This is a genomic window from Marinobacter sp. B-12 (genome assembly GCF_056857915.1).
On record NZ_JBSXOB010000048.1, the window covers coordinates 27594 to 44635 of the forward strand.

The following is a 17042-nucleotide window of genomic DNA, read 5'->3' on the forward strand; positions in this document are numbered from 1 at the left end:
ATAGCCCGGGGCGCCGCCATGCGGGCGTTTCCAGCCATCACCAAACCGGATTCAGCTTATGATTAATGCCATTATCCAGTGGTCGCTGCATAACCGATTTTTTGTATTGCTCGCCACCCTGATTCTGACTGGATGGGGGTTCTATTCCGTCAAAGAAACGCCCATCGACGCCATACCAGACCTGTCGGATGTGCAGGTGATCGTAAAAACCCCGTATCCAGGCCAGGCACCTCAGGTGGTGGAGGACCAGGTGACCTACCCACTCACTACCGCCATGCTGTCGGTGCCGGGTGCCAAGACGGTTCGCGGTTATTCGTTCTTTGGCGATTCCTTCGTCTATGTGATTTTTGATGATGACACCGACCTGTATTGGGCCCGTTCCCGGGTGCTGGAATACCTGAGTCAGGTGGCCGGGCAACTGCCAGATTCCGCCAAGCCAGAGTTGGGGCCGGATGCTACCGGTGTTGGCTGGGTCTATTCCTACGCTCTGGTAGACCGCAGTGGTCAGTATGACCTGTCGGAACTACGGGCCATTCAGGACTGGTTTCTGAAGTTTGAACTGCAAACCGTGCCCGGCGTATCCGAGGTGGCCAGCGTCGGCGGGATGGTCAAGCAGTATCAGGTGGTGGTGAACCCAGACCGCCTGCGCGCCCATGATATCACCCTGCAGCGAATCAACGCTGCCATTAACAGTGCGAACCAGGAAACCGGTGCTTCGGTTGTTGAGATGGCTGAGGCGGAATACATGGTGCGTGTCACTGGTTACCTGAAGAGCCAAGAGGACATGCGGCAGATCCCCTTGGGCGTCAATAGCAATGGCAAACCGCTGCTATTGAAGGATGTTGCGGATGTTCGGCTTGGCCCTCAGATGCGCCGGGGGATTGCCGAACTGAACGGAGAAGGAGAAGTTGCTGGTGGCATCGTGGTGATGCGTTTTGGTGAGAATGCTCTGGCCACGATTGAAGGCGTCAAAAAACGGCTGGAGGACATCAAAGACAGTCTTCCGGATGGTGTGGAAGTGGTACCCACGTACGACCGCTCCACCTTGATAAACAATGCGGTGGAAAACCTCTACGGCAAGCTGTTGAAAGAGTTCTTGGTCGTGATTCTGATCTGCGCCGTGTTCCTGTTTCACCTGCGTTCTTCACTGGTGGTTATCGTCAGCCTGCCAGTAGGCATTCTCGCCGCGTTTGTGGTCATGCATGCCCAGGGCCTCAACGCCAACATCATGTCCCTTGGCGGTATCGCTATCGCTATAGGCGCTATGGTGGACGGTGCCATCGTAATGATTGAAAACGTCCATAAACACATGGAGCGAACCCCGCTGACACCAGAAAACCGATGGGCCGTAATGTTTCGGGCTGCCGGGGAAGTAGGGCCGGCACTGTTTTTCTCGCTGATGATCATCACCGTGAGCTTTTTGCCGGTATTCACTCTGGAGGCCCAGGAAGGCAAACTTTTCGCGCCATTGGCGTTCACCAAAACCTACGCCATGGCAGCCGCAGCGGGGTTGGCCATTACTCTGGTGCCGGTGCTGATGGGATATTTCATCCGTGGCAGGGTAATACCGGAGCACCGGAACCCGATCAACCGGCTGCTGATTTTTCTTTACAAGCCAGCTATTGATTGGGTGCTGCGTCGGCCTGTGCTGATGCTCGCGGGTGGTCTGGTTATTTTGATAATCGGGTTCTGGCCTGCCAATAAGTTGGGCAGTGAGTTTATGCCGCCCCTGGACGAAGGGGATCTGATGTACATGCCGACGACTTATCCCGGTATTTCTATCGGTAAGGCCCGGCAAATTCTGCAGCAGACTGACAAGCTGATTGCCAGTATCCCTGAAGTGGAAACGGTGTTTGGCAAGATTGGCCGCGCTGACACCGCCACGGATCCAGCACCGCTGACCATGGTTGAGACGTTTATCCAGTTCAAACCCCGGGACCAATGGCGCCCTGGTGTGACACCGGAATCCCTGCGCCGTGAACTGGACGAAACGGTCAGGCTTCCCGGCCTTACCAATGCCTGGGTCATGCCGATCAAAACCCGCATCGACATGCTCTCCACCGGCATTAAAACCCCGGTAGGCATCAAGGTGGCAGGGCCAGACCTGAGCGTGATCCAGGGCATCGGGGAGGAGCTGGAGCGGGTGTTGTCCGAGATACCTGGCACCGCGTCTGCCTTTTCCGAGCGAGTGGCGGGCGGGCGCTACATCAAGGTGGATATCCAGCGCGAGGCCGCCGCCCGTTTCGGCCTGAATATCTCAGACGTTCAGTCGGTGGTGCGTACTGCCATTGGCGGCATGAATGTAGCCAGTACCGTGGAGGGCCTGGAGCGATACCCTATTAACCTGCGCTACCCTCAGGGTTACCGGGACTCGGTGGAACAAATGCGCCTGCTTCCCATCGTTACTCCCAATGGGCAGCGCGTTGCCTTGGCTGATGTGGCCGATATCCGGGTCGACCGGGGACCTCCCATGATCAAATCGGAAAATGCCCGCCTCAATGGCTGGACCCTGGTGGACATTGCAGGTCGGGATCTTGGCAGTTGGGTCAGAGAGGCTCAGTCGGTGGTGCGAGAGCAGGTGGATCTGCCTGCTGGCTACTCCCTGACCTGGTCCGGCCAGTATGAGTACATGCAACGTGCAAAGGAACGCTTAACACTGGTGGTACCGCTGACCCTGGCGATTATCGTGATCCTGCTGTACCTGAATTTCCGCAACATGACCGAGGTGGGTATTATATTGGGTACCCTGCCGTTCGGTATGATTGGCGGCATCTGGCTGATGTACCTGCTGGGCTACAACCTGTCCGTGGCTGTTGCTGTCGGCTTTATCGCTCTGGCCGGAGTGGCAGTGGAAATCGGTGTGCTGATGCTGGTATACCTGAATCAGTCCCTGCATAACGCTTTGGAGAGCGTCGATCATCAGCCATGGGAGCTGTCCGCGGATCGCCTGCGTCAGGCGATCAGTGACGGTGCTGCGCAGCGGGTTCGCCCGATCATGATGACCTTCTCCGCCATTGTTGCTGGTCTGGTGCCCATTATGCTGGGCGGCGGCACCGGTTCGGAAGTGATGCAGAGAATCGCTGGCCCGATGATTGGTGGCATGGTCACTACCTTGGTTCTGACCCTGCTGCTTATTCCTGTGATTTTCTATCTCTGGCAACGCGCCCGGCTGAAAAAACTCGCCAGAAAAGGAGTGATCCAATGATTAATCTTAATGGGCTCAAAGCCGTTATATCGGTGTTTATAGTATTTTCTATCCCGGCTTTTGCAGAACCCAGTGAAACAGTGGATGAATGGGTTGCGGAGGCGCTCGCCAATAACGCCTCCCTTAGTGCCCAGCGAGTCGCAATCGAAGCTGCGCAGGCCGAAGTGGAAGGGTCAGATACCTGGGCCGACCCAGTCGTCAAATACGGAATCGCGCCCGAAACTCTGGAGGGCTCCAACACGGTTGGGCACCGATTCGAGGTTAGTCAGAAGCTGCCCTGGCCGGATCAGTTGTCGGCGTCCCGAGGAGCCTCGGAAGCGGGCGTGCGTGCTGCGAGACAGGACACTCTCTGGCAGTCAAGGAAACTGACCGCTTCTGTCAAGCAGGCTTATGCCCGCTTGTGGTATTCGGAACGGGCGATTGAGTTGCATCACGAGACCCGCGCCCTGGTGGAACAACTAGTCGACATAACCCAGCAGAGATTGGAGTATGGCCAAGCTACACAAAGTGAGTTGCTCAGGGCAGAAGCGGAACTGGATGCGTTGGACGCGCAACTGGTTGAGCTGCAGGCCGATCAGGCTCGACTTTCTGTCAGCCTTATTCCTATGTTGGGGCGCAGACCGCAATCATCAGAACTGGTGTTGCACATGCCCGCCCGTACTCCGATGATGGCGGACACCCTCACCGGAACCCAACACCCGCTGATTCAGGCCGCTGAGGCCCGAACTGCTGAGGCCAGGGCCAGACTGGACGTTGCAGAAGCAAACCGAAGACCCGTTTTTACAGCCAGTGCCGGCTACAACAGCCTGTGGGCTGACGAAAGCAAACGCTGGATCCTGGGCGTGGGGATACAGGTACCGCTTAGCGGACAACGACAAAAAAGTGCGGTTCGCCGGGCGACAGCCGAGGTGTCCCAGCGACAGTGGCAAACCACTCAGACACACCGCGATTTGCTGGCGTCGATTGGCGACGTGAAAGCGGCCGTTAACGCAGGCTACGACCGTCTGGAAATTCTTGATCATCGACACCTTCCCACCCAGCTCGCCCATTGGGAAGCCAGCCTGAGCGAGTTGGCGATTGGCACTGGCAAGCTGGAGGATGCCATAGATAGCGCAAGACAGCTCACGGGCGTAAAACTCGCTCGTGAAGCGGTCATTCGTGACCTGTTCAGTGCCAGGGCACGATACGAAGCCTTGCGACCAATGCAAACCACCGGTGTATCAAATTAAAAGGGGAGTCACCATGACACGATTACTGGCAATGCTATCAACGCTGATTCTGTTTCCTGGGGTTGCGCTAGCGGCCCCGGAGACTGGGTTCTGGGAAGCCTGCAACTCGATGATGTCTGGCATGGGCTGGATGATGCTGCCCATGATGATTATGCCACTGCTGCTGATCACGCTCCTGATTCTGGGCATCCTGTCACTGATCAAGTACTTGCGAAACCGTTAACGGCGACACCGTTTAAATCTGCAAAGCAAAGCCAGATTCACTGCCATGCTCCGCAACATGGCAGTTTTCACATTACCCCGATGTCATCTGCATAACCCTTGCGTTTACCGCCGATATATTTTTAAATACGAATAACAATGATTTGCATTTAAATTAATTTATTGCGGAGTTTATGTGCTTACAATTAACCGGACGCGCGAGAAAGTCTCCCAGGGCCGCTCGGCGTATGGACTGCTTAACGCGGTGCCAACGCCATGGATGGTAGAGATGATCGGCCACGCCGGCTATGACTTTGTCATATTGGACACAGAGCACATGTCCACCAACCCAGAGTCCCTGGAGCACATGATTCGTGCCGCCGAGTGTGCTTCCGTCACACCTCTGGTGCGGGTGCCGGGGGTTGATCGTCCTGCGATTACCCGGGCTCTGGATAGCGGTGCTCAGGGGATCGTTGTGCCACGTATCCGTAACGCCGAAGAGGCACAGGAAGTTGTTCAGATGGCACGTTACGCTCCGGCGGGGCAACGTGGTATCACTGGCGGCCGGACGACCGGTTTCGGAACCCTCTCGCTGAAAGACTACCTCAGCCAGGCGAACCAGGAAATCCTCATTGTGCTCATGATTGAGGACCAGGAAGGCATGGATAACCGCGAAGCGATTCTGGGTGTTCCCGGTGTTGACTGGGTGCTTCCGGGAGCAGTCGATCTGTCGCAATCACTGGGCTGCCCGGGCGACCCGTTCCATCCTTCTGTCAATCATGCCATTACGGAACTGGCAGCGAGTTGCCGCCGGTGTTCAGTGGAGTTTTGCGCCTTGCCCCGAAGTCCTGACCAATTAACGGAATGGCAGGAGTGGGGGGCAGGGGTCTTTCTCCTGGGAGAAGACCGCAGTTTGCTCTTTAAATATCTCAAGTCCCACCTTGCGACCTGCCGTGCCGAATCGAGCCCGCTGTCTCCCTGAGGCAATCCTTCTTCAAGCCTGACAAGAGTTTTCCTATGCGCGATACCGTACTTTTTCTTGCTCATGTTCCAACGGAAGCCCTGAACCGGGGATTCCTGCCAGCGGCCCAGTCGATGGGGCTGAAAGTGATCCTGTTGACTGACCAGGCGGCGACGCATCACCACTACTTCAGTCAACCGGACCTTCCCGCCTATCCGGAACAGATTCTCCAATGTGATGTCTTCAATCCCCTGTCTGTTATTGATCTTCTCTCAGAACTCCCGGCGCCGGTGGGCATATTCTCCAACAGCGACCACCTGCAGACGGTGACCGCCCTGACCGCAGCCTACCTGAATCTGCCGGGCAAAGACTGGCAAGCCTGCTACCGGGCAAAAAACAAGGCGGTCATGCGCCAGTACCTGAAAGCGCTCGATGATGGCGCATGCTGGTTCCGGGCGGTGAATGATCAGGCGTCCCTGGCGGAAGTGATCAACGACGTTCCATTCCCATGTATTGCCAAGCCCCGTGAGGGCGTCGCCAGCCTCAATGTCAGGCGCCTCGACAACGCGGCGCAACTGCAATCGTTCTGTGATCAGTTCTGGCAAGGGCAAGCCGGGCAACCGTTGTTGCTGGAAGAATTTCTGTCAGGCCCCGTTCACACTCTGGAGACCATTGGGGACGGAAACAGCCTGATGGCGCTCGGGGGATTTGAAGTGCGGCTTTCCGAGCCGCCGCACTTTGTCGAACTTGAAGCGGCGTGGGTGCCCTTCCAGCCAGACAGTCCTCACCTGCAGGAGATGTTCAGGCAGGTACGGCGCTTCGGTGTCGGCCTTGGCTCCTGCCATTCCGAATTCGTGATCACCGACAGTGGCCCAAGACTTATCGAAATCAATTACCGCACGGTGGGAGACGGTCGCGAATTCCTGCTTGACCGTATGATGAATCATGGGCTGTTCCATGCCATCCTTCAGGCCCACGTTGGCAACCCTCTTGAATTATCCCCTCCCACGCAGGCCGCTCAGATACGCTACCTCAGTGCTTCAACCAGTGGGCGGGTTCGTCGTTCGGCCCACGGTCGCAGTGAGCCGTGCGGCGATGGTATTGCAGAATTTGAACCGCTGAGGGAAGTGGGGGATGACGTGCGCTTGACCCATTCAAACAAGGACTACCTGGGTGTGTTGCGGTTGTTTTCAAGCGATCCCTCCCGGGTAAAGGATACGTTGGCCGAATGGGCCACCGATCTTGAGGCAGAGTGGGAGATAGGCTGATGACCAGGGACACCGCTCTGTCTTCAACAGGCCTCGGAAAGTATCTGACCCAGAGGCTGGTCGATGCCCTGATCCGCGAGGACGTGGCTCGCTGCCAAAGTGATTCTCAGGCCGTCGGGACGGCCACAGTGCCTGGCTCTCCGGGAAGGCCTGCCACCTGGTTACGGTGGACGTTGGCGCGAGGTGTCCTGTGGTTGCCGGTCAATCCGGCAACCTTTATGCAGCGTTGGCAGTGGAGTGGTGACGCGCTCATCTGGCAGCCCGCAGATCAAACCGAAAGTGTCTCAGAAGTGGATCACTACGAACAGGTTCTGGCATGCCTCACCGCGGACGAACACGACGACTCTGGAGAGCAGTTGGCGGTCTATGCCGACGAGTGTAGAACGGCGGAGTCTCACGCCGCCTTCTGCCAGAAGGAGCGATTAAGGTGGTTTGACGAAATACGCCACCAGGGACAAAGCTGGAAGGACGTTTCCCGACTATCCGAGCGCCTGCTTTACTTTGATCGCCTCGCGGCCTTTCTAGATCACCCGTTCTATCCCAGCGCCCGCGCCAAGAGCGGTTTTGATGGGGCGGCACTGGCGGCGTACGCGCCTGAATTTGCCCCGCGTTTCCAGTTACGGTGGCTTGCCATCCCCGGCCCGGAAGTCACTGCGGTGGGCGAGCTCCCGGGTTGTTGGCCGGATTTCAGCGAGGTAGGGCTGGATAACCGGCTTGCTGACGGTCACCACTTGTTGCCGGTGCACCCTCATCTCTGGGATACCGCGCTGAGTGACTATCTGTCGAACACAGAGATCGGTGCCAGGGTCATCCGCGCACCAACGCCTGCGCTTTGGGTTCAGCCAACACTGTCAGTTCGAACCCTCCAGCTTGAAGCCGCGCCCGATGTTCACGTGAAAGTCCCTTTGACCATTCGCACACTGGGCAACCGGAACATTCGAACGGTCAAACCGAGCACGCTTTACGATGGTCATACGGTTCAGCAAATCCTGCAGGAGATATCCGGTAACGACCCTGTTCTTAAGGGGGCATTCACCGTAACCGACGAATCCTCAGGCCTTCACGTTGGCGACTTGCCGTGGCTAGGCTGCATTGTGCGACGGTTTTGCGGGTTTTCCGACCAGCAGCAGATTGTGCCGGTTGCCTCTTTGTTAGCCGACAGCCCGGACGGTCGTTGCGTTGCCCAGATGATCGCGGACGAGTTCAATCATGGCGAACTGACGGAGTGGGTGCGCCAGTACGTTGCGCTGACGCTGACGGTGCACCTGCGACTGTGGCTGGTCTACGGCATTGCACTGGAATCCAACCAGCAGAACTCCATGGTGTTGCTCACGCCAGGGCGGCCACCGCAGTTGCTTTTCAAGGACAACGACGCCCCCAGGGTGTGGCCAGACAGGCTATGCGGCGAGATATCGTCTATGGACTCAAAAGTCGCGCAACTCCGGGATCAACGCATCCTGGTCACCCATGAAACACCCCTGGCACAGATGTTTACCACCATCACCCTGCAACTGAACCTGGCCGTTATCCTGGAGGGCCTGGCCGCACAGGGGCTCGGATCACGGACCCAGTGGTACAAGTTGCTCCGTGAGGAACTGATCAGCGTACTCGGTCAGCTGGACGACGATGGTGTCAATACCCAGCCAGCGCGTGAGGTGCTGCTGGAGGATCGCCAGCTTTATACCAAGTATCTTCTCAGGGCAGGCAGCCTGGAGAGCAAGTCCCGCACGGGTGCCGCTGACATCAATAAATTCTATGGCAAGCTGGCTCCGAACTTCCTGAGGCAGGATTCATGAGCCAATCCGTCCTGCCGGTGGTCCTGCTCAGCCACTTTACCGCGGCATTGGTGGCGCTGGGGATGCCACCGTTTTTTGGACTGATTCTGACGGACACATTTGCGGTTGAACACACCGTCTGGGTGGGCTGGTTCTATATTATCCCGACAGTTTGTACAGCGCTGGCGGCGCCGTTCTGGGGCAAACTCGCGGATCGTTTCGGTCGCCGCTGGTCGCTCCTTCGGGCCCAGATCGGTCTCGCCGTGGCCTTCGTGATTGCAGGATTGGCGCCAGGCGTGATCACCTTTGCCATGGCGCTGATGGTTCAGGGCTTTCTGGGCGGAACCTTCGCGGCATCAAGCGCCTACCTCTCCGCCATCGCTCGCGGCCAAAACCTGAACCAGTCGCTGAACTGGATGCAAGGCTCGGCCAGGTCGGCCATGATACTGGCGCCCATCCTTTTTGGTTTCTTCATTACTTGGGTCCCAGCGCAGCATCTGTACCTCTACATGGCGGTTCTGCCCATCCTTGCGGCGCTGCTGGTATGGAAGCTTGCTCCCCCGGACGAGGTTTTGGGTGGGGCTCGTGGTCAGAAACAGCCTCGCGAAAGGGCTCCGGCATCCACCAGTTGGCGGCGGTTGAGGTTGCTTTACTTCGGTTTCAATTTCGCGCTGGTGGCCAGTTTTCCCTACTTTATTCCCTGGACCCAGGAACGAATGGGCAGTACCGCCGCCATAGCCGGCTTTCTTTACAGCCTCCCCCATGCCCTTTATCTGATTATTCTGGTCAGCCCACTGCGACGAAGCGTTTTTTTCGGTAGATCATGGAGCTTGCTCGCGGGCCTCGCACTGTTCGCGCTGTCATACGTTATTCAGGCGACCGCTGGGACGACGGTCGCGATTCTCGTCGGGCGATTGGTCATGGGACTGGGCATGACAATCTGTCTCTTTGCCCTCAATGCGGAAACCGCGCGCCTCACACGCATGGAAAGTGCAGGCCAAAGCTTTGGCGCCCTGGACAGCGCCGGAAAATGGGCCGGTGTCGCGGCCGGGGTGCTCGCGGGTGTCGCCACGGGTATGAGCAATCAGACAGCGCCACTTTGGCTGGGCGCTGTGGCGACCCTTTTCACCATCACACTCACCGTCACTCTCCGTCAATCTCGGCGGCTACCGGGCCGACGCCCCGGCCGTCGACAACCATGAACGCTTGGAAAAGGAATGAAGTCATGTCAGTGACAGCGTCACACCATTATTTCAGGGATCAGCACTGCGACTATCAGGCGGATCAAGCCAGTATGGAAGCCCTGTTGAATTGCTACTGCCGGGATATTGCCCAGCCGTCTGGGGAGTTGTTGGTTCAGGTCGGCGACGGAAGCCGGTCCTGGCCCCAGGGGCTTCGGGTCCGCCTGGCGCTGGAGCCAGCCAGTGTACTGAAAATCGGATTCCCTGATTGCGAAGAGGTCCTGCTGGTTCTGGTGGCGGGAGACTCACGGACATGCAACTACCGCTACCTATCTGCGCCATACTACAAGTCTGCGCTTAAGGGATGGCGGGTACTGGGGCTGGAGCAACTGGGCCGGATACTGCTTCATAAAATGGCGCAGCGTTTCAATGAACCATTTAACAGCGAGCTCTACCGGCAGATTCTTCTCAGCCGGAATGTCATGCGGAGCATCCTTGCATATACTCGCGTGCCCGCCGATTGGGGGCAGGGGCTGGAGGCGTTCCGTTGGTCTGAGCAGTCCCTGAGTTTCGGACATCGTTATCATCCGGCACCAAAATCCCGGGAAGGGTTCGACACCGAGGACATCCTGCAGTACTCCCCTGAAATGGGAGCGGGGTTTGCCCTCTATTACTTTGCGGTTCACCCGGACGACCTTCGTACCCGGGGTGACATGGCCGGGCCGGTAGCCGGGTCAGACGCGGATATTGAGGTGGACGTGCCAGACGGATGGGTCACCGTTCCTGTGCACCCCTGGCAGGCGCGCTACCTCATGCGTCTGCCCATCGTTCGCAGTGCCATCCGATCCGGGCGGATCTTGCCACTGGGCCAGGCCGGCCAACGGTTCTACCCAACCGCATCGGTTCGTACGCTTTACCAGCCGGGCAACCCCCATTTCCTGAAATTCTCAACCCATGTTCGCTTGACCAACTGCATCCGGAAAAACGCCGTTTACGAACTGGAAAGCGCCGTTGCCCTCTCCGCAGCCCTGAAGGCTCACCTTGCGCCCTCACTGGCCCGGTGGCGCGGGTTCCGGTTGCTGTACGAACCGGCTTACCAGACCCTTGATTTCACCGACCACTCCGAGCCGGATCGCCGAACGATTGCGGAAGGTTTCGGCGTTATCCTGCGGGACAACCTGGAACCCTACCTGGATACAGGCGTAACACCGATGCTGGCCGCAGCGCTGTTCAGCGATGATCGCTTTGGCCGCTGCCCAGCCACGGAGGCAGCGGGAGTCTGGGCTGCTGCCAAAGGAACCACGAATCAGGAAGCCAGGGTGCAATGGTTTGAGCAATATCTAGCCTTGCTAATCCCCCCTCTCTTTGAGTCGCTGTTCCACCACGGTGTGGCTTTTGAACCACACCTTCAGAACGTGGTGGTTGGCATCCGGGAGGGATACCCTGCTCAGGTCTTTATCCGTGACCTGGAGGGAACAAAGCTGGTGCCTGGTCGCTGGTCAGGAGCGCTGCCTGACTTTCTTGATGAACAAACGCTGGCGTCTGTTCATTACAGCCAGGACAAAGCCTGGAAACGCATTGCGTACTGTCTGTTGGTGAACCATCTGTTTCAGGCTGTGGCCTGCCTATCCCGGGGGCAGAACCACATCGAACTCCGGTTGTGGGACGCGCTTGCCAGGGAAGTACGCCAATGGCTCGCAGGCACCGACGATCCCTGGGCGGCCGATGTTCTGGGCAGGCTGTTGGCCGGCGAGCCCATTCCGAACAAAAGTAACCTGATGACCCGCCTTTTCAAGCGTCCAGACCGTGAGTCGCAGTACACCTGGGTACCAAACCCGCTGGCGATGACTCTGCCCCGAGCCGTAGACAGCAGGGGAGGGCAGTGCAATGCCTGAAGTACCTGTTTCCGTTCAGCGAGCGATCAACGAACTGAAAGTTCAAAACAGCGACCCGCTGTGCGCCTACGTGTATGACCTGCCTGGGCTCCGTAACCGGGCGCAGAACATTGTTGGGTGTTTACCACCCGGCTGTGAGATGTTCTATGCCGCCAAAGCAAACCCGGCATTGCCCGTGCTCCGTGCTTTGGCCCCCGTTGTGCGCGGCTTTGAAGTGGCGTCCGGCGGTGAGTTGAGCTGGGTACGCCGTCACTTTCCCGATACGCCTGTGATTTTTGGTGGTCCCGGCAAACTGGCCTCCGATCTGGAAAGGGCCATTGATCAGAACGTTGAGCTGATCCATGTGGAAAGCCTGCTGGAGTTGCAGCGTTTGTGCGACATAGCCAGCCGCAAGCAGGCTTATCAGGACATCCTGCTGAGGATCAATCTCGAACTGGCAGATACACCCTCTACACGGCTTACCATGGGCGGTGTGCCTACTCCGTTTGGCATGGAAGAGGCTTGTATACCCGACGCGCTTGCGCTGCTGGCAAGGCAGGGGAGGGTCAGGCTGCGTGGTTTTCATTTTCACCTGATGTCGCATCAACTCGATGAGAAACGCCACCTGACGTTGATAAAGCACTACCTGGAAACCGTTCGTACCTGGGAGGCCCAGTATGGACTGAGTCTTACCGAGATCAATGTCGGGGGCGGAATCGGGATTAATTACACCCAGCCTGATCAGCAGTTTGACTGGTCCGGATTCTGTACCGGCCTGGATGAATTACTTCAGGCCTACGTGGACCGCGCCTGGAGGATCCGGTTTGAATGTGGCCGTTTCATAACCGCTCCCTGTGGTTACTATGTTGGCGAGGTTCTGGATGTTAAACGCTGCGGCGAGGAATGGTTTGCCGTCTGCAGGGGCGGCACTCACCACTTCCGGACACCAGCGGCCCAGGCCCACAACCATCCGTTTGACATACTGCCCATCAACAACACGGACGCTGCAACGCCAGGCGTTACCGATCATTCCGTCACCCTGGTCGGTCAGTTGTGTACGCCCAAAGATGTGTTTGCCCGCCAGGTTCATATTGCGTCGCTCGGGGTTGGTGATCTGGTCGTATTCCGTTATGCCGGTGCTTACGCCTGGAACATTTCCCATCAAGCGTTTCTGATGCACCCCCACCCAGAAGAGTACTTCATAGAATAACCCGGTAAGCGGATCTTCAAGTCGCAATAATCTATTTTAATTGTAATACGAATTATTATCAGTAGAATGCTCAATCAAAATTTATACCACGTGCTGGAGAACACAATGTCGAAGTCCGAAGTCTCAAAATCGCTGCGCCGCCACCGACTGTCTGTTGCCATAGCCATGCTCCCCGTGTCGCTCCTGGCTATTGGCTCAGCACCTGTTCTGGCACAGGAGCAGGCTGATGCGCCCGTCCAGCTACCCGGCATCAACGTTACCGCCGACTGGCTGGGGCCACCGACTGAAGAGTCCGAGAGGACGTACACTGGGGCGCGCACGGTAGTGGAGGAGGAACAGCTCCAGGCGACCGGAGCGCTGAATCTGGACGATGCCCTGCGCCCGGTTCCAGGGCTTACGGTGCTTGATGAAACTGGCACCGGCATTCTGCCCAACATCGGCGTACGGGGTCTGAACCCGCTGCGTAGCGAACGGCTTCAGATTCTGCTGGATGGCTACCCAATTGCCATCGGCCCCTACAGCAACGTCGGCGTGTCGCTGTTCCCGGTGACGCTGCCGAGCCTGGAAGTTGTGGACATCGTTCGGGGCGGCGCCTCCGTTCACTACGGCCCCAACAACGTTGGCGGAGTGGTGAATTTCGTCACCAAACCGATTCCGGCGGAAACCTCCCAGACCCTTCGTGAGCGGGTGACCATCGCGGAAGAAACCGGCAACGTCTTTACCGATACCTATTACCGCGTCGGCGGCCGGGCGACCGACAAGCTCGACCTTCAGTTTCAGGCCAACGTCCAGCGTGGTGACGGATTTCGCGACCACTCCGACACCGAAGTGGATAATCTGATCCTGGACGCCCGCTATTACCTGAACGACCAGCATGAACTGGCCACCCAGCTGCAATACTACCGCGTCGAGGCCGAACTTCCCGGTGCCCTGACACCGCAAGCGTATGAGCAGGACCGTACCCAAAGCCAGCGACCTCACGACGGATACGAAGCGGACATGAGTCGCGCCACCTTCACCTGGACGTACACGCCGGTCGACAACGTGGAATTCCAGTGGCGCAATTTTGTCCATGACGCCGACCGCACCTTCTTCTTCGGCCAGAACCTGAGCGGCACCGGCCACTGGGCGGACCCAGGGCTGGATTCGACCCACGTTGCGGATTCACCGCGTTTGTTTACGGTATTGGGCACGGAGCCCCGGCTTGCTATTCGCCATGGCCGCCACGACATTACCCTGGGTGCACGATTTGTCAGCGAGGATGTGGAGTTCGACGTTAATCGCCTGGAATTTTCCTCCGGTAACCGTTCCGTGGCGCGCGACTGGCACCTGGACACCCGGGCCATGGCATTTTACATCAGTGATACCGTGTCGTTCCTGGATGACCGCCTGACGGTGACGCCGGGCCTGCGTTATGAAGATGTCGACATGGACTTCCGTGACAACCTTACCGGCAACACTGAGGAAAACAATGCTGATGAGCTGTTGCCGGGCCTGACCGTAGGCTATCAGGCGTCTGACGATCTGTTTGTCTTTGCCAACAGTCAGCGTTCCCTGGTGCCGGTCCAGATTGCCCAGACCACCCGTGAGGGTGCCGTTGCCAATGAAACCTCGTGGAACCACGAGCTGGGCGCCCGCCTGCAAGTCACACCCGACCTGCTGTCTTCAGCAACCCTGTTCCGCATCGATTACGAGGATCAGATTCAGTTTAACCGTTCGACCAGTCGTTTCGAAAACCTCGGAGAAACCCGCCACCAGGGTGTCGAGCTGACAAACCGCTGGAATCTCAACAGCCAGTGGGAGCTGGGCCTTGGCTATACCTTCCTCGATACCGAACAGTTGACCGGCGACAACGAGGGCAACGAGCTGCCCAATGCTCCCACCCATAAAGTCAGCGCCGATGCGGTGTACAGCTACCAGGCCTGGGATGCCAGCCTGAACTGGGTGTATGTCAGCTCAAGCTATAGCGATGCAGACAACACGGAAGAAGAAACCAGCAATGGCAGCGCCGGTGAGTTGCCGGACTACCATCTGGTCACCACCAGAGTCGGTCGCGATTTCGCCATTGGCGGTGATCGTGTGCTGAACCTTGGCCTGGCCGTCAACAACCTGCTGGATGAGGATTACTATTTCCGGGGCGTGGACGTGAGTCCCGTCGGACGTGTACCCCAGCCCGGCCGAAGCTTTATCCTTGAGGCACAGCTCGACTTCTGATGGCCTGCTTACGGAACCGGATCGCAACGATCCTGCTCGTTGTTTTGCTATCGCCTGCGTCAGGATGGGCGCAGGATGAGACTATCCGGTTGACGGACGACCGCGGGGAGACCCTGCGGTTGTCCGCACCGGCGGCCCGGCCCGCTGCGATTTCAACCTTTGGGGCGGATGTCGCACTGGCGCTGGATAAACCGCCGGTGGCGGTCACCGACTACGGACTGCAGGGCGTGCCCGACTACCTGGCGTCACAGTTGGATGGGGTGACGGGGCTAGGCCCCCGACATCAGCCCAATCTGGAAGTGCTGTCGTCGGTCCGGCCGGATCTTGTCATTGCCATTCGTCGTTATACCGAGAAAGACGGCGACCAGATCGAAGCCATCGCCCCGATGCTGGCCCTGGACCTGATCACGGTTCAGGACAGCCTGCGGGGTGTTGAGTTAGCGGGGCAGGCACTGGGTGCACCGGCGAAAGCCAGCGCACTCAATGCCCGCTTTCTCGATCGCGTTCAGTTACTCGCGGATCGCAACACATCGAAGCCTACCGAGACGGTGGCGCTGCTGACCAGCGGTAGTGAAACGCCCTTTGTCTATTACGATCATTTTCTGCCGACGGCATTGCTGGAGCGTCTGGGTTTCGACAATGTCGGTGGCCAGACGCCGAATCCCGACAGTGGCATCCCACTGGGCTACCGGATTAGTCTTGAAGCCTTGCTGGAACTGAACCCGGATACCATTCTGCTGTTGCCCACCAGCCGTCAGCGCGCGTTCACGATGAACCCCATCTGGCCTTATCTCAAGGCCGTGCGGACTGACCAGGTCTACGAAGTGCCGCACTACTGGAAAGAGGGTGCCGGTCCGATTGCCCGGGAACGTATCCTGGACGATATCCAGCGACTGTTGCTGACGTCGGAAGCCGAAAAATGACGGGTGACGATTCAACCACACGTCCCATGGGCCTTTATGGAACAACGGTACTTCTTCTCGTGCTGTTGTTCTTCGTTGGCCTGATGGCGGGCTCACGATGGGTGTCGCCGGCCTTGTTGTTGTCAGCCATCAACGGCAGCAGCGACTTGCTGACGCGCATCACCGTGCTGGAACTGCGGTTGCCGCGCAACCTGCTCGGTATTCTCGGTGGTGCCGCTCTCGGGGTTGCAGGTGCTGTCATGCAGGGCGTTACCCGGAATTCACTGGCATCCCCCGGCCTGACCGGCGTGATCGCCTCCGCAGCCCTGGCGGTCGTGTCGCTTCGAACCCTGAGTTCACCGGGCGCCATGTGGCTGCCGTTGATGGCCCTTGGCGGCGGCCTGCTGGGCGGAGCCCTGACGTTCGCCATCGCTGGCCGCCGCCAGCTTCAGCCCGAACGGGTAGTACTGGCCGGCATCGCTGTCACGTCACTGGCTACGGCACTGACCACGGGCCTTCTGTTGGTTTCCGGTGCGGAAGCGGCAGAGCTCTACTATTGGCTGGCGGGTAGCCTGATGGGGCGGGGCTGGCTTCAACTCCAGATGGTGCTGCCCTGGCTGCTGCTTCCGCTCGGTGCCCTGTTTGTGATGCAGAGGCCCTTCCGTTTGCTGCAACTTGATGATGATCTGGCGCTGGCCATGGGGCTGGCCGTCGGTCGCTGGCGCCTGATTTTTCTGATGCTGGCTTTACTGCTGGCTGCTGCACTGGTCGCTTTCACCGGCCCGATCGTGTTTATTGGACTGGTGGCGCCGCACATTGCCAGACGGCTCGCCGGCAACCAGATCCAGCACTGGCTGCCCCTGAGTGCTCTGTTTGGAGGGATGTTGTTGCTGGCGGCGGATATCCTGGCTCGGCAACTGGCCTTTCCCCAGCAGCTACCCGTCGGTATGCTGACGGCCCTTATTGGGGCCCCCTGGCTGATCTATCTGCTCAATTCGCGAACCTCACCCCGGAGTGCATAA

12 protein-coding genes are annotated in these 17042 nt (G+C 58.3%); all 12 read left to right on the forward strand.

Features of this window, described 5'->3' with window-relative positions; translation table 11 throughout:
* Nucleotides 1–58 precede the first annotated feature (58 nt).
* The 12 genes from AC13D2_RS08670 (at nt 59) to AC13D2_RS08725 (ending at nt 17042) form a co-directional block, all read left to right on the forward strand.
* Nucleotides 59–3205: an efflux RND transporter permease subunit gene (locus tag AC13D2_RS08670; protein ID WP_482938481.1), complete on the forward strand. Its 3147-nt coding sequence runs from the start codon at nt 59–61 to the stop codon at nt 3203–3205.
* The gene (locus tag AC13D2_RS08675) at nt 3202–4434 is read left to right on the forward strand and encodes a TolC family protein (RefSeq protein ID WP_482938482.1); all 1233 of its coding nucleotides are present in this window, start codon (nt 3202–3204) and stop codon (nt 4432–4434) included. Before AC13D2_RS08670 ends, AC13D2_RS08675 begins: the two co-directional genes overlap by 4 nt.
* A 13-nt stretch (nt 4435–4447) precedes the next feature.
* Nucleotides 4448–4657, forward strand: coding sequence for a hypothetical protein (locus AC13D2_RS08680; RefSeq protein ID WP_482938483.1), 210 nt, complete (start codon nt 4448–4450; stop codon nt 4655–4657).
* A gap of 174 nt (nt 4658–4831) precedes the next feature.
* Nucleotides 4832–5617, forward strand: coding sequence for an HpcH/HpaI aldolase family protein (locus AC13D2_RS08685; protein WP_482938484.1), 786 nt, complete (start codon nt 4832–4834; stop codon nt 5615–5617).
* A 35-nt stretch (nt 5618–5652) separates the two neighbouring features.
* Nucleotides 5653–6864 carry an ATP-grasp domain-containing protein gene (locus AC13D2_RS08690; protein ID WP_482938485.1) on the forward strand — a complete coding sequence of 404 codons (1212 nt, stop codon included), beginning with the start codon at nt 5653–5655 and terminating at the stop codon, nt 6862–6864.
* Nucleotides 6864–8660 carry an IucA/IucC family protein gene (locus tag AC13D2_RS08695; protein ID WP_482938486.1) on the forward strand — a complete coding sequence of 599 codons (1797 nt, stop codon included), beginning with the start codon at nt 6864–6866 and terminating at the stop codon, nt 8658–8660. Before AC13D2_RS08690 ends, AC13D2_RS08695 begins: the two co-directional genes overlap by 1 nt.
* A complete protein-coding gene (locus AC13D2_RS08700; protein WP_482938487.1) occupies nt 8657–9841 on the forward strand; it encodes an MFS transporter in 1185 nt (394 codons plus the stop codon). Before AC13D2_RS08695 ends, AC13D2_RS08700 begins: the two co-directional genes overlap by 4 nt.
* Before the next feature lie 23 nt (nt 9842–9864).
* Nucleotides 9865–11715, forward strand: a complete 1851-nt coding sequence (locus tag AC13D2_RS08705) for an IucA/IucC family protein (RefSeq protein ID WP_482938488.1) — start codon at nt 9865–9867, stop codon at nt 11713–11715.
* Nucleotides 11708–12904, forward strand: a complete 1197-nt coding sequence (locus AC13D2_RS08710; RefSeq protein ID WP_482938489.1) for a type III PLP-dependent enzyme — start codon at nt 11708–11710, stop codon at nt 12902–12904. The genes AC13D2_RS08705 and AC13D2_RS08710 overlap by 8 nt, the downstream gene beginning before the upstream one ends.
* A 105-nt stretch (nt 12905–13009) precedes the next feature.
* Nucleotides 13010–15118, forward strand: coding sequence for a TonB-dependent receptor family protein (locus tag AC13D2_RS08715; protein ID WP_300499665.1), 2109 nt, complete (start codon nt 13010–13012; stop codon nt 15116–15118).
* 89 nt (nt 15119–15207) lie between these two features.
* Nucleotides 15208–16041 (forward strand): ABC transporter substrate-binding protein, encoded by an 834-nt coding sequence (locus tag AC13D2_RS08720; RefSeq protein ID WP_300499667.1) that lies wholly within the window; start codon nt 15208–15210, stop codon nt 16039–16041.
* The gene (locus tag AC13D2_RS08725) at nt 16038–17042 is read left to right on the forward strand and encodes a FecCD family ABC transporter permease (protein ID WP_482938490.1); all 1005 of its coding nucleotides are present in this window, start codon (nt 16038–16040) and stop codon (nt 17040–17042) included. The genes AC13D2_RS08720 and AC13D2_RS08725 overlap by 4 nt, the downstream gene beginning before the upstream one ends.

Coding starts and splice junctions, on each gene's coding strand:
- AC13D2_RS08670 (WP_482938481.1), top strand. CDS start 59: ATGATTAATGCCATTATCCAGTGGTCGCTGCATAACCGATTTTTTGTA.
- AC13D2_RS08675 (WP_482938482.1), top strand. CDS start 3,202: ATGATTAATCTTAATGGGCTCAAAGCCGTTATATCGGTGTTTATAGTA.
- AC13D2_RS08680 (WP_482938483.1), top strand. CDS start 4,448: ATGACACGATTACTGGCAATGCTATCAACGCTGATTCTGTTTCCTGGG.
- AC13D2_RS08690 (WP_482938485.1), top strand. CDS start 5,653: ATGCGCGATACCGTACTTTTTCTTGCTCATGTTCCAACGGAAGCCCTG.
- AC13D2_RS08695 (WP_482938486.1), top strand. CDS start 6,864: ATGACCAGGGACACCGCTCTGTCTTCAACAGGCCTCGGAAAGTATCTG.
- AC13D2_RS08700 (WP_482938487.1), top strand. CDS start 8,657: ATGAGCCAATCCGTCCTGCCGGTGGTCCTGCTCAGCCACTTTACCGCG.
- AC13D2_RS08705 (WP_482938488.1), top strand. CDS start 9,865: ATGTCAGTGACAGCGTCACACCATTATTTCAGGGATCAGCACTGCGAC.
- AC13D2_RS08710 (WP_482938489.1), top strand. CDS start 11,708: ATGCCTGAAGTACCTGTTTCCGTTCAGCGAGCGATCAACGAACTGAAA.
- AC13D2_RS08715 (WP_300499665.1), top strand. CDS start 13,010: ATGTCGAAGTCCGAAGTCTCAAAATCGCTGCGCCGCCACCGACTGTCT.
- AC13D2_RS08725 (WP_482938490.1), top strand. CDS start 16,038: ATGACGGGTGACGATTCAACCACACGTCCCATGGGCCTTTATGGAACA.